The sequence below is a fragment of the Microcoleus sp. Pol12B4 genome (genome assembly GCF_036701385.1).
Taxonomy (GTDB): Bacteria; Cyanobacteriota; Cyanobacteriia; order Cyanobacteriales; family Microcoleaceae; genus Microcoleus.
In genome coordinates, this window is sequence record NZ_JAUBQR010000211.1 from 1 (window position 1) to 11735 (window position 11735).

13 protein-coding genes are annotated in these 11735 nt (G+C 46.5%); 10 read left to right on the top strand and 3 right to left on the bottom strand.

Annotation, left to right across the window (positions count from 1 at the left end; translation table 11 throughout):
- The first annotated feature begins 202 nt into the window (after positions 1-202).
- From QUA38_RS23240 to folP, 4 genes are all read left to right on the top strand, one after another.
- Positions 203-388, top strand: coding sequence for a PCP reductase family protein (locus QUA38_RS23240; protein ID WP_006633749.1), 186 nt, complete (start codon positions 203-205; stop codon positions 386-388).
- 75 nt (positions 389-463) lie between these two features.
- Positions 464-1189, top strand: a complete 726-nt coding sequence (tpiA, locus tag QUA38_RS23245; protein ID WP_333166044.1) for a triose-phosphate isomerase — start codon at positions 464-466, stop codon at positions 1187-1189.
- Positions 1190-1311: 122 nt separating this feature from the next.
- The gene (locus QUA38_RS23250; RefSeq protein ID WP_333166026.1) at positions 1312-1875 is read left to right on the top strand and encodes a Uma2 family endonuclease; all 564 of its coding nucleotides are present in this window, start codon (positions 1312-1314) and stop codon (positions 1873-1875) included.
- Between the two features lie 93 nt (positions 1876-1968).
- On the top strand, positions 1969-2835 hold the full coding sequence (gene folP / locus QUA38_RS23255; RefSeq protein ID WP_333166028.1) for a dihydropteroate synthase: 867 nt from the start codon (positions 1969-1971) through the stop codon (positions 2833-2835).
- On the opposite strand, the gene QUA38_RS23260 is transcribed toward folP, so the two are convergent.
- On the bottom strand, positions 2826-3662 hold the full coding sequence (locus tag QUA38_RS23260) for a stomatin-like protein (RefSeq protein WP_333166032.1): 837 nt from the start codon (positions 3660-3662) through the stop codon (positions 2826-2828). The two genes, folP and QUA38_RS23260, sit on opposite strands and share 10 nt — an antisense overlap.
- A 191-nt stretch (positions 3663-3853) precedes the next feature.
- On the opposite strand from QUA38_RS23260, the gene QUA38_RS23265 reads away from it, so the two are divergent.
- On the top strand, positions 3854-4609 hold the full coding sequence (locus QUA38_RS23265) for a tetratricopeptide repeat protein (protein ID WP_333166034.1): 756 nt from the start codon (positions 3854-3856) through the stop codon (positions 4607-4609).
- Positions 4610-4705: 96 nt separating this feature from the next.
- Here QUA38_RS23265 and aroB read toward each other — a convergent pair whose 3' ends face one another.
- Positions 4706-5800 carry a 3-dehydroquinate synthase gene (gene aroB / locus QUA38_RS23270; protein WP_333166036.1) on the bottom strand — a complete coding sequence of 365 codons (1095 nt, stop codon included), beginning with the start codon at positions 5798-5800 and terminating at the stop codon, positions 4706-4708.
- Between the two features lie 77 nt (positions 5801-5877).
- Here aroB and petL point away from each other — a divergent pair, with 77 nt between their 5' ends.
- A complete protein-coding gene (gene petL, locus QUA38_RS23275) occupies positions 5878-5979 on the top strand; it encodes a cytochrome b6-f complex subunit PetL (RefSeq protein ID WP_006633742.1) in 102 nt (33 codons plus the stop codon).
- A 339-nt stretch (positions 5980-6318) separates the two neighbouring features.
- Here petL and QUA38_RS23280 read toward each other — a convergent pair whose 3' ends face one another.
- Positions 6319-6513, bottom strand: a complete 195-nt coding sequence (locus QUA38_RS23280) for a KTSC domain-containing protein (protein ID WP_333166046.1) — start codon at positions 6511-6513, stop codon at positions 6319-6321.
- Positions 6514-6695: 182 nt separating this feature from the next.
- On the opposite strand from QUA38_RS23280, the gene QUA38_RS23285 reads away from it, so the two are divergent.
- From QUA38_RS23285 to QUA38_RS23300, 4 genes are all read left to right on the top strand, one after another.
- Positions 6696-7286 (top strand): chromophore lyase CpcT/CpeT, encoded by a 591-nt coding sequence (locus QUA38_RS23285; protein ID WP_333166038.1) that lies wholly within the window; start codon positions 6696-6698, stop codon positions 7284-7286.
- A gap of 110 nt (positions 7287-7396) precedes the next feature.
- A complete protein-coding gene (locus QUA38_RS23290) occupies positions 7397-8545 on the top strand; it encodes an NAD-dependent epimerase/dehydratase family protein (protein WP_015175194.1) in 1149 nt (382 codons plus the stop codon).
- A gap of 694 nt (positions 8546-9239) precedes the next feature.
- A complete protein-coding gene (locus QUA38_RS23295) occupies positions 9240-10373 on the top strand; it encodes a glycosyltransferase family 1 protein (RefSeq protein ID WP_333166040.1) in 1134 nt (377 codons plus the stop codon).
- A gap of 583 nt (positions 10374-10956) precedes the next feature.
- Positions 10957-11735 (top strand): GAF domain-containing protein (locus tag QUA38_RS23300; RefSeq protein ID WP_333166042.1); only part of this gene is annotated, 779 nt, incomplete at its 3' end.

Genomic DNA, 11735 nt, shown 5'->3' on the forward strand with positions numbered 1-11735 from the left:
CTTGCTAATATTTTGACAAGGTTGGAGGCAATTCGACAAGAGCAGAATCAGCTTTTACAAGAAGCGTCGGCTATTTTAAGCAACAAAATTAAGGCAGAGTGAGAAGGTGTGGCCCGATCGCAACTCGTGGTAAATTTAATACATCCAGGCTTTCCATCAAAGCCTGCTCCATAAAGGCTTGTAGTCGATCGCTCAATACGCCATGCCCGATTCCGAATTTTCCGATGATTTAAAATGGACGCCAGAAGCCAAGGCGAAGCTGAAAAATATTCCATATTTTGTCCGGGGACAAGCTCGCGTCCGCATCGAGCAGTTGGCCCGCGAAGCCGAAACCGAAGTCGTCACTGTTGACTTAGTTGAGCAAGCTCGTATCGAGTTTGGGCAATAAGGGCTCGAAATGTACCCTAAAGCTTTACACTATAATTTGCCTGATTTTGATGTTCACAGAGCTACTGAGTCACCCGTGCGGAAAATAGTTATTGCTGGCAACTGGAAAATGTACAAAACTAGGACTGAATCCCTAGAATTTCTTCAAGGATTCATGTCCTGCCTGACGGAAACCCCAGAGGAACGGGAAGTCGTGCTTTGCGTTCCCTTCACATCCTTGGCTGTCCTCTCGAAAAATTTGCACGGCAGCCGGATTAGACTCGGTGCTCAGAACGTCCACTGGCAAGAGTCAGGAGCTTTTACTGGGGAAATTTCCGGGCCAATGCTCAGTGAACTTGGTGTCCGTTATGTCATCATCGGTCACAGTGAGCGGCGCCAATATTTTGGAGAAACTGACGAAACGGTGAATTTGCGGCTGAAAGCTGCTCAGAAATACGATTTAATTCCGATTCTGTGCGTTGGGGAAACCAAGCAGCAGCGAGATGCAGGGGAAACAGAAGCTCACATTTTTTCTCAATTGGAAAAAGATTTGGTTGGTGTTGACCAAGAAAAGTTAGTCATTGCTTACGAACCGATTTGGGCGATTGGCACTGGCGATACTTGCGAAACGAAGGAAGCTAACCGAGTTATTGGTTTGATTCGCAGTAAATTGACTAATCCTGGCGTGCCCATTCAGTACGGCGGCTCGGTCAAAGCGGAGAATATTGATGAAGTCATGGCTCAGCCGGAGATAGACGGGGTTTTGGTTGGTGGCGCGAGTTTGGAAGCTGCGAGTTTTGCTCGAATTGTCAATTATCAGTAATAGGTAATTGCTAATAGGTAATTGCTAAGTGGTAAGTGGAACAATGGCAGCGGGAATTAAACAGCTATCGCCTACAATTGTGATGTGCCGCTCAGTGTTTCTCTGATCGAGAGAATTGACCTATGATTGCGAGCGTTAAACCAAAACCCACCTTAGAGGAGTTCCTAAAACTTTCTGAAACTGAACCAGCCTCAGAGTTTCTTGATGGAGAAATCATTCAGAAGCCCACGCCACAAGGTGAACACAGCGTCCTTCAATGGGAACTCTGCAAGACGATCGATCAAGTAACAAAAACTCAGAAAACTGCCCGTGCTTTTCCAGAGTTATACTGCACATTTGGTGGCGCATCAATCGTGCCAGATGTAGCAGTATTCCGATGGAAAAAAATTCCTTTTTTGCCCTCTGGTAAAATTGCTAACCGCTTTGAAATTAATCCAGACTGGTCGATTGAAATTCTCTCTCCCAATCAAAGTCAAACAAAAGTGCTGAGTAAATTCCTTCACTGTTCGGGGCACGGAACTGAGTTGGGGTGGCTATTAGACCCAGAAGAAGAGAGTATTTTGGCAGTATTTCCAGGACAAAAAGTAGAACTGTATAAAGGTGCATCTCTGTTGCTAATCATTGATAAAATCGAATTAGAATTGACAGTTGACACTGTTTTTAGCTGGTTAAGTTTTGGTGGTTGAATTAACAATGGCGATTCTGCTTGATTCTTGCGTCTTTTAGAGAGGGATTTGGTTTGACAAGGAGCGATTTCTATCGCCGAGTGATGAGGTGATATGATAAATAACAAAAAAAATACAATTAGAAATAAAGTTTTCGAGTGGGGAAAACGCACTTATTTAATGGGCGTTTTGAACGTAACCCCTGACAGTTTTAGCGACGGCGGAGATTTCAATACCATAGAATCTGCTTTGGCGCAAGCGGAAAACATGGTAAAATCGGGGGTAGATATTATTGATATTGGCGGTCAATCTACTCGACCTGGTGCAGCGGAAATATCTTTAGCAGAGGAGATCGATCGCGTTATACCCTTGGTACAAATACTGCGAGAAAAAGCCGATATTTTTGGCTCAGTTCCTATTTCGGTCGATACTACTAGAGCGCAGGTTGCCAAAGCTGCAGTTGAGACGGGAGCTGATATAATTAACGATATTTCGGGAGCTACTTTTGACTCAGAAATGCTGTCAACCGTTGCTAAGTTAAAAGTGCCAATAATTTTGATGCACATTCGGGGAAATCCCCAGACGATGCAACAACTGACAGATTATCGGGATTTAATGGGGGAAATTGGGGAATTTTTCGAGAGTCGAATTGCGGCAGCAGTTGCTGCGGGGATTGACAAATCTCAAATAATTATCGACCCCGGTATTGGCTTTGCCAAGAATTACAGTCAAAACTTAGAAATTCTGCGAGAGTTGCGAAAATTCCGTGTTTTAAACTGTCCGATTTTAGTCGGAGTATCGCGCAAAAGCTTCATCGGTCACATTTTGAATCAGCCAGAAGCGAAACAAAGAGTTTGGGGGACAGCGGCGGCTTGTACAGGTGCGATCGCAAATTTGGCAGATATCTTGCGAGTTCACGATGTCAGAGAAATGCACGATGTTTGTCTGGTTGCCGACGCTATCTTCAGAAATCAGTCTTGAGAAGTCTGAGTCTCGATAACTTTTATTTCCCCGCCCTCAGAATGAATCACATCGGGCATAGAACCCATCAGCTCGCCCAGAGCTTCGCTCATGCTTCTGGGGTCCATAAACAGAATTTTGGCATTGTCGCTTTCGCCCAATTTTTGTTGAGCTTCTAAGTATTTTTCGGTTACTAAGTAATTCAAAACTTGCTTGCTATTCGGATGCGAGTCTAAAGCTTCAACTAAGAGCCTCATGTACTCCTTAGTGCCGATCGCCTTATTGACCATTGCTTGCCACTCGCTCTTGGTAGCGCGCTCCAATTCCATAGCTTCTTGCACCCTTTTAGGAGGTGTAATGCTTTGAATTTCTACGCGAATTACTTTGACACCCCAAGTTTCCGTAGCTTCGTCCAACTTTTTGAGTAACTTTTTATTCATGTCATCTCGGGAACCCAAGATGTCTTGCATGGGCAATCGACCAATTTCAGCGCGAAACGTTGTTAAAACTAAGTTGGCGATCGCATTTTCAATTTGATCGATTCCATAATAAGCTTTCTGTAAATTTACAACTCGCCAATACACAACGGCATCGACTTCGAGAGCCACATTATCTCCCGTAATTGCTGACTGAGGTTTAATGTCTAAAACTCTTTCACGGCTTGTGTCCACGCAGACGACTTTTTCGACCAGGGGACTGATAAAGTGGAATCCTGGCTTGAGGGTGCGCTTGTATTGACCCAAACGTTCCACTAAAGCTTCGTCGCCACCGCTGACTATTTTGACGCTTGAGTTAACAGCGTAGCCGAGGATGAGCGCAAAGAGCATGGTAAGAATAGACTGCCCCATTTCTATTTTCCTGCTAAGGTTGACTGAGAATCGATCGGAATTCTACTCTAATTTAACTCAAACTCGGCCACACAGTGCTAAAATATCTCGACTGTTAATAACTAACTATTTGATCGGGTGAGCCCCATCGGCTCCGACTCTTACGGCGCTAGTGAAACCCAGGATATCAACAACACATTTCCACAAAAGACATGAAAAACGATCGAGAGTTTCGCTTGTTCAAACCTTTGAGGTGGATCGCCCCAAGCATTTTGGTGGGTGCAGGAATGTGGAATGCCGCAGTGACCCAACCGGCACAAGCTGAGACAATCGCCCTGCAACTCTCGCAGAACTTGCAGCCACCGCGCCGAGGCCCTGCAGTTCGAGAAGTTCTGTCCTATGAGATGAAGGGAGATGAACTAAGGATTTGCAAGCAGGAAGGCAAGTCTGAGAAAAAGTGCCAAGTTGTAGGTAAAGGCTACACGATGGGTTTGAGAACTGCCAACGACCTTTACGCTCAAGGAAATGCTGTCAATGCCGAAGCTTTGTACCGTCAACTAATCGCTCGCTATCCCAAAGAAGCGGATGCTTATTACAAGTTGGGAACTATGCTGTCGGGGCAAGGTAAAATGAGCGATGCGATCGTTCTATTCCAAAAAGCAATTGAAGTCAACCCGCAGCACGCCAAAGCTCACAACGATTTAGGCGTCGCGATGGCAAGTCAGGGGCAGTTGCCGGAGGCAATTGTTCAGTGGAGACAAGCTGTTAAAATTAACGCTCAATATCCCGATGCTTTAAACAATTTAGGAGTCGGTTTGTACCAGCAAGGAGACAAGGAAAACCAAGCCGAGGCAGTAGCCAGCCTCACAAAAGCTAAGGAGTTATTTATCAAGCAAGGCAGAACTCAAGCGGCTAACAGAGTTGATAAAATTCTGGAGGAAATTAATTCGCGGTCGAGCGGTTCCTAAACTCAACCGCCGATCGCGCATTGAAAGAAAAAACATCTTTGGCGATCGGCGTTAATCAGCGTTCAGCGACTGTTAAACACGCCCACAAATGGGAATCTAAAGCATTTCCTTCAAAACTTGTAAAATCAAATCTCCATCCACCCGATCGCTGACAGCAGCCTCACCCAAGCGCACCGGCAACACAAACCGCACCTTGCCATCCTGCACCTTTTTATCAAGTTGCAAAGTATGCAAAATTTCCTCAACATCCACACCAGCCGGCAATTTGGCAGGTAAACCCGCTTTTTCAATCAAAGCAGACTGGCGGCGATCGCACTCAGCATCCCACATTCCCAACTCCACAGCCAATCGGCTTGACGCAGCCATGCCGATTGCCACTCCTTCCCCGTGATTGATCACCTTGTAATTGGTCAAACTTTCCACAGCATGACCGATGGTGTGTCCGTAATTCAAAATCGCCCGCAAACCCGATTCCTTCTCGTCTTTGCTTACCACCTCAGCCTTAGCTTGGCAAGACCTGCTCAAAATTTCGGCCAACAAATCCGCCTTCACATAGCGCATTTGATCCAAACGCTTGCAATTCTCTAACTTCCCAAAAAGTTCAGCATCCCAAATCACCCCGTACTTGATGACTTCCGCCATCGCCGAACGAAACTCCCTCGCCGGCAGAGTTTTGAGTACATCCGGGTCAATTAACACCAAACGTGGCTGGTGAAAAGCCCCGATTAAATTCTTCCCTAAAGGATGATTTACCCCCGTTTTGCCGCCAATAGAAGCATCAACCATCGCCAGCAGCGAAGTCGGAACCTGCACGACATTAATTCCCCGCAGCCAAGTCGCCGCCGCAAAACCCGTCATATCGCCAACCACCCCGCCGCCCAAAGCCACCATTGTCGAGGAACGTTCTAAGCGGTTTGCCAAAGCCGCACCGTAAATTTTCTGCACCGAATTTAAAGTTTTGTACTGTTCTCCTGGTGGTAAAATGCAGCTACTGACTTCCAGACCGGCAGATTCGAGGGCTGCTGTTGCTCTTTCGCCGTACTGCCGAAAAATCGACTGATTCGACACCAGCAGGACTTTTTTGCCCAAACTTAGATCGCCCATCAGACTGCCGAGTTCATCTAAGCCGCCCGATCGCACGCACACATTGTAAGATTGTGGCCCCAAGTCAACTTTAATTATGGATTGCATATTTATCTAATTTAGATATTAGATTTTAGATTATAGTTCTTATAGGTCTTTTTATTGATTGTTTTGGAGAAATTGCAATGACTCTTAGCGGAGCAATAACTTATTTTGGGATTTTTGGCGGCATGATCGGCTTGGCGACAGTGCTAATGTTTGGTCTGCGGGCTGTCAAACTCATCTAATTTGCTAATTTAGATGTCTGAACCAGAGTATTTAATCTCTGGCAAAAGTATCAGTTCGACAAAGTATTTGCGCCCAAGATCTCTGATTTAATCTGTGGATTGACGGCGCAAATACTTTGTTTCATATAACTTGCTGCTACAGCTAATTTAATATTTGACCATAAGTAATTTGGTTAATGATAAAATATAAAATAGCTAGATTTCCCAATGCTCTAGAAGATGAGGAAAATGATTAATTAGAGTAAGCTGATCGGCAATATATTGAGAGGAACGCTAAATTTGAGGTTTATTATTCGCATTAAAAATGAGAAGTATCCCCAGCCTAGATTAATGCCGTACTTATCGTCGCCGTTTCTTTACTTGTTCATAGGGAAAACACTCAATAACTTCAGATAGAATATAACTCTCTTTGGAATCAGATTCCATCAGTTCCAAGCAGACAGTCTGGGGAACTTCAAAGTATCGATAGGTTTTGCCGCTATTGAAAATAACCTCAAGGTTAGACATGGTTTCGTCATAACATACAGCTTCGATAGTGCTAGATTCGACGGCTTATAGTTTCATGATTTCCTGATAAGTAAGGCAACCTGAAAAAAACAGCATACCCAAATCCCGGACTTTTTAAAGAAGTCAGGACTCTAAAGCCCGATCGCACCTGAATTTCCCCTAAAATAATTTCTACTCCCTCAATCCAAAATCTAAAATCTAAAATCGAAATGACTCATTCCACCGATATCGTCACCCTCGCCCGCTGGATGGCCGCCGATTTCAGCAACCAAGCCCAAGCCTTTGAAAACCCGCCATTCTTCGCCCACATCCGCGTCTGCATGAGACCTCTGCCCGTCGCACTTCTGGATGGGATCAGCTTGTACCTAGAACAAGCCTACGATATTGAACTGCACGTACCGTACCGAGTCCGAGTTTTGAAATTAGTCCCGGTGGGTGATCGAATCGACATCGAAAATTATGCCATAGAAAATGAAGAACAATTCTACGGCGCTTCCCGCGATCCGCAACGGCTGCAAGAAATCAAAAAAGCACAACTGACACTGCTTCCCGGCTGCACCTTTATTACGCAGTGGACGGGCAACAGCTTCAAAGGGTTTGTCGAACCAGGAAAAGGCTGCATGGTGGTCAGAAAGGGCAAAAAAACCTATCTAGACAGCGAATTCGAGATTGACCAAGACAAATTTATTAGCCACGATCGCGGACGTGACCCAGAAACAGACGCCCACGTCTGGGGAGCCCAGGCCGGCCCTTTTGAATTCACCCGCCGGGCCAGTTTCGCCGACGAAATTCCGGTTTAATCCAAAAAAATAGAGTCCCTCCTGGGCGAACACGCTTGATTAAAGGTTCAGAATGCACCAATACCTGGTACATTAACCCAGTATTGGCAAGCAAGATTCACCGTTGATTTATGAAAGTCCTGGTTATTGGTGGCGATGGCTATTGCGGTTGGGCAACCGCACTCTACCTTTCCAACAAAGGTTACGAAGTTGGCATCCTCGACAGCTTCGTGCGGCGGCACTGGGATCTGGAACTGTGCAGCGACACCCTCACTCCCATCGCACCGATTCAGCAACGACTCCAGCGATGGCAAGATTTAACGGGCAAGTCGATCGACTTGTTCGTCGGTGACATCACCAACTACGATTTTCTCAGCAAAAGCATGAGGAAATTTGCACCAGAGGCGATCGTCCATTTCGGCGAACAGCGTTCGGCACCTTTCTCAATGATCGATCGCGAACACGCAGTCCTCACCCAAGTCAATAACGTCGTCGGGACACTCAACCTGCTGTACGCCATCCGCGAAGACTTCCCCGACTGTCACCTAGTGAAATTGGGGACAATGGGCGAATACGGCACGCCGAATATTGACATTGAAGAAGGCTACATCACGATCGAACACAACGGCCGCAAGGATACACTACCCTATCCCAAACAACCAGGCAGTTTCTACCACCTGTCAAAAGTCCACGACTCCCACAACATCCATTTTGCTTGCAAAATCTGGGGTTTAAGAGCCACCGACTTAAATCAGGGCGTAGTCTACGGCGTGCTCACAGATGAAACCGGCATGGACGAACTGTTGATCAACCGTTTGGACTACGACGGAGTATTCGGGACAGCATTGAACAGATTTTGCATCCAAGCTGCGATCGGTCATCCTTTGACAGTTTACGGAACTGGCGGACAAACCCGCAGCTTCTTAGACATTCGGGATACCGTGCGGTGCGTGGAATTGGCGATCGCCAACCCCGCCGAAGCCGGACAATTCCGCGTCTTCAACCAATTCACCGAACAATTCAGCGTCGGCGACTTAGCCTCCTTGGTGCAAAAAGCAGGCATGGCAATGGGATTAAAAGTAGAAATCAACAACATCGAAAATCCCAGAGTCGAGAAAGAAGAACATTATTTCAATGCCAAAAACACCAATTTGCTAGACCTCGGTTTGCAACCGCACTATCTCTCAGATTCCCTGCTCGATTCTCTGCTGAATTTTGCTACAAAATATCAGCATCGTGTCGATAAAAATCAGATTTTGCCGAAGGTTTCTTGGAAGTAAGTTCTGGTATCTACCTGCGGGGTAAGAGATTTTTTAACGAACCGCGAAGGCGCGAAGGGCGCGAAGTAAAAGAAAAGAAGGGAAGAGAGGAGAAATGTTTGCAATTTCAGAAGAGATTTCTTTGTAGATTAATTTTTTCATATCTATCTTTTTGATCTTTTGCTCTGTGTTCTCTGCGTCCTCTGCGCTTAATTGAAAAATGGCATAAGGTTTTTAGGGCTGGTTTTTTGGGAATAAAGCCGTAAAAAGTTAAATTCTCGTTCTGTGGCTTTTGGTTGTTCTGCCTGGATTGTCAGCGAGTGCAGTTTGTGCTTATTATTTAATAGCCGAATGGGTTGCAGTAACGGCGAGTTATCAAAATTAGCGCCGAGCGAGTGAGCGAAGCCCGATATGCCACTGAAACAGCAATATTATAAATTGCCAGAACAGCACAGGAAATTCACAGAATTAATTGCTTTGCCGAAAGTGGGGGATGGCTTTTAGGTGGGAAAATTTTATCAATTGGCATTCCGGGAATTTGCATCTTATCCCAAAAACCTCTCGCTCCAAATTAGCGGTAGTAAAACAGAAAGAACAAGTGTAGAAAAGCAGCCGATCGCACGCCATGACTTAGCTCCCCGCGAGACAGTGTATCCTGTTACCGATGACCTTGGCCGCAGGCTACGATTATCGGCTCCCTAAGTAACTTATTTTTATGAAAATTGCTCTTTTCACTGAAACATTTCTGCCAAAAATAGACGGCATTGTGACGCGCCTGATTCACACTGTAGATCACTTGCAGCGCGCGGGCGAACAAGTTTTGATATTTTCTCCAGATTACGGGATTAAAGAATACAAAGGAGCCCGAGTTTACGGTGTGGAGGGTTTGCCTTTGCCGATGTACCCGGAACTGAAAATGGCACTTCCTTCTCCGGCTGTAGGTCGCCAATTAGAGCAGTTTAAACCGGATATTATTCACGTTGTCAATCCCGCAATTTTGGGATTGGGTGGTATATATTACGGCAAAAAATTCAATATTCCGATTTTGGCTTCTTACCACACGCATTTGCCCAAATACTTGCACCACTACGGTTTCGGAGTCCTCGAACCTTTATTGTGGGAACTGCTTAAAGGAGCGCACAACCAAGCAGAATTGAATCTCTGCACTTCCACAGCAATGGTGGAGGAATTGAGAATCCACGGCATTGAGCGAGTAGATTTGTGGCAGCGGGGCGTAGATACTGAAATGTTTATCCCGGAATTGGCAAGCCGAGAAATGCGATCGCGCCTTTCTCAAAATAACCCAGATAATCCCCTGCTGCTGTACGTCGGCCGCCTCGGTGCAGAAAAAGAAATCGAACGCATCAAACCAGTCCTCGCAGCGATTCCCGACGCCCGCCTCGCCCTAGTGGGAGACGGCCCGCACCGGCAAACTCTTGAACAATATTTTGTCGGTACACAAACCAATTTTGTCGGCTACCTCAAGGGGCAAGAACTCGCAACAGCTTACGCATCGGCCGACGCCTTCATTTTTCCCTCCCGCACTGAAACCCTAGGCTTAGTGCTCCTAGAAGCAATGGCTGCGGGGACGCCTGTAGTGGCGGCGCGCAGCGGCGGAATTCCCGATATCGTCACCGACGGCGTTAACGGATATTTATTTGACCCCGCCGACGAAGAAGGAGCTCTGGCTGCCACAAAGCGTCTGTTTGCGAATCCCGAAGAACGGGAAACCATGCGCCATAACGCTCGCCGAGAAGCCGAACGCTGGGGTTGGGCCGCCGCCGCTGCACAACTGCAGCGCTACTATCAATCAGTGGTATTTGCCGAGTCCATGCCCAGAGCGGCCTAAATGTGAGGATCTGTAGCACCTTTAAACATCACCGCCAGCTTAGCTTCGCTGTTCGATCGTCAGTTGGTAGTCAGGAGGGGTGTTTTCAAAGACCGATCTAACTTTTTTGCTGCATAAATATACCGTCGCTATCCTGCTGTTGCGTTTACCATTAAACTATGAGTAAGCTCTGTAGGAAGGCCTTGCGCGCTGCTTTCATAGCGCCCTTTACCTGACCGGATACGGTCGCCGAGTGCGCTAAAACAGTCACACCGCGCGCTGCAGTCGAGTACAGAGCGTCAAATCCACATTGCACTCTCGATCGAACTAAAGCCTGTCACCTAATTTTCAGGCTAGCAGTTTTGCGAACTCAAGTTCAGCTTGAATTGACGAACCCTCATCAGTATCGAGGTTGTAAAAAAGATCGATCGAGCATACATAACAAGCAAACTGAAGTTGCGTGCGCCACTTTTGAACTCAGGATTCATTAAAACGGCAAGCGAGTGCCGACGCGCTTGCAAACAAATTCAAGAGTGTGCACTGCCGCCGAATCTAGCGCGGCTCAACCTGCAGTCAGTTTACCCTTCTGAGCAAGCAGTTAATCATGACCTTCTCCAATACTGGTAGCGTTCTGGCTACACTGACTCAAGTCAATTTTATGGGGGCATTGACCTCCCGTGTTAAGAGCCTGCCAGTTCCTGAATTAGTGTGCCTGCTGGACTTTATCACGGCTGAATTTCAGCAGTTTATCCGGGCGATGGACCTGATTAACAATGAAGCACTCGAAAGTCTCTTAGAGCAACTTTTAGATGCCTTCACTGTCAAAATTGGTCAAATTCTGCAAGCAGACCGGACAACAATTTTTTTGGTTGACTCCAACAAAAATCAACTGTGGCACAAAACACTCGATCCACTTACGGGTGAGGATGTAGAAGTGCGCTTGCCTATGGATGCAGGTATTTTAGGCTACGTAGCAACCACCGGAAAATCGATCAATGTCGCCGAAGCTCGATCGCACGAGTATTTTAATTCCGAAGTAGACGAACCACCGGGCTATCAAATCGAGACTATGCTCTGTATGCCGATTTTTAGCAGCAAGAGCCAATACGAACCCGTAGCAGTGGTCAGACTCTTAAATAAAGCTGGCAATGTCTCCTTTAGCGAGGAAGACGAACAGCAGTTCCAGGCTTTTGCAGATTCGATCGGGATTATTCTCGAAAGCTGTCAGTCTTTCTACGTCGTGGCGCGCAACCAGCGAGGGGTTGCCGCACTTTTGAGAGCCACAACGACTTTGGGTCAAAGTCTTGACTTGGAAACAACTTTGCGCTCGGTCATGGATCAAGCTCGCGACTTGATGCAGGCCGATCGCAGCACGCTATTTTT

Coding starts and splice junctions, on each gene's coding strand:
- QUA38_RS23250 (WP_333166026.1), top strand. CDS start 1,312: ATGATTGCGAGCGTTAAACCAAAACCCACCTTAGAGGAGTTCCTAAAA.
- QUA38_RS23260 (WP_333166032.1), bottom strand. CDS start 3,662: ATGGGGCAGTCTATTCTTACCATGCTCTTTGCGCTCATCCTCGGCTAC.
- QUA38_RS23295 (WP_333166040.1), top strand. CDS start 9,240: ATGAAAATTGCTCTTTTCACTGAAACATTTCTGCCAAAAATAGACGGC.
- QUA38_RS23290 (WP_015175194.1), top strand. CDS start 7,397: ATGAAAGTCCTGGTTATTGGTGGCGATGGCTATTGCGGTTGGGCAACC.
- petL (WP_006633742.1), top strand. CDS start 5,878: ATGACTCTTAGCGGAGCAATAACTTATTTTGGGATTTTTGGCGGCATG.
- QUA38_RS23240 (WP_006633749.1), top strand. CDS start 203: ATGCCCGATTCCGAATTTTCCGATGATTTAAAATGGACGCCAGAAGCC.
- QUA38_RS23265 (WP_333166034.1), top strand. CDS start 3,854: ATGAAAAACGATCGAGAGTTTCGCTTGTTCAAACCTTTGAGGTGGATC.
- aroB (WP_333166036.1), bottom strand. CDS start 5,800: ATGCAATCCATAATTAAAGTTGACTTGGGGCCACAATCTTACAATGTG.
- QUA38_RS23285 (WP_333166038.1), top strand. CDS start 6,696: ATGACTCATTCCACCGATATCGTCACCCTCGCCCGCTGGATGGCCGCC.
- folP (WP_333166028.1), top strand. CDS start 1,969: ATGATAAATAACAAAAAAAATACAATTAGAAATAAAGTTTTCGAGTGG.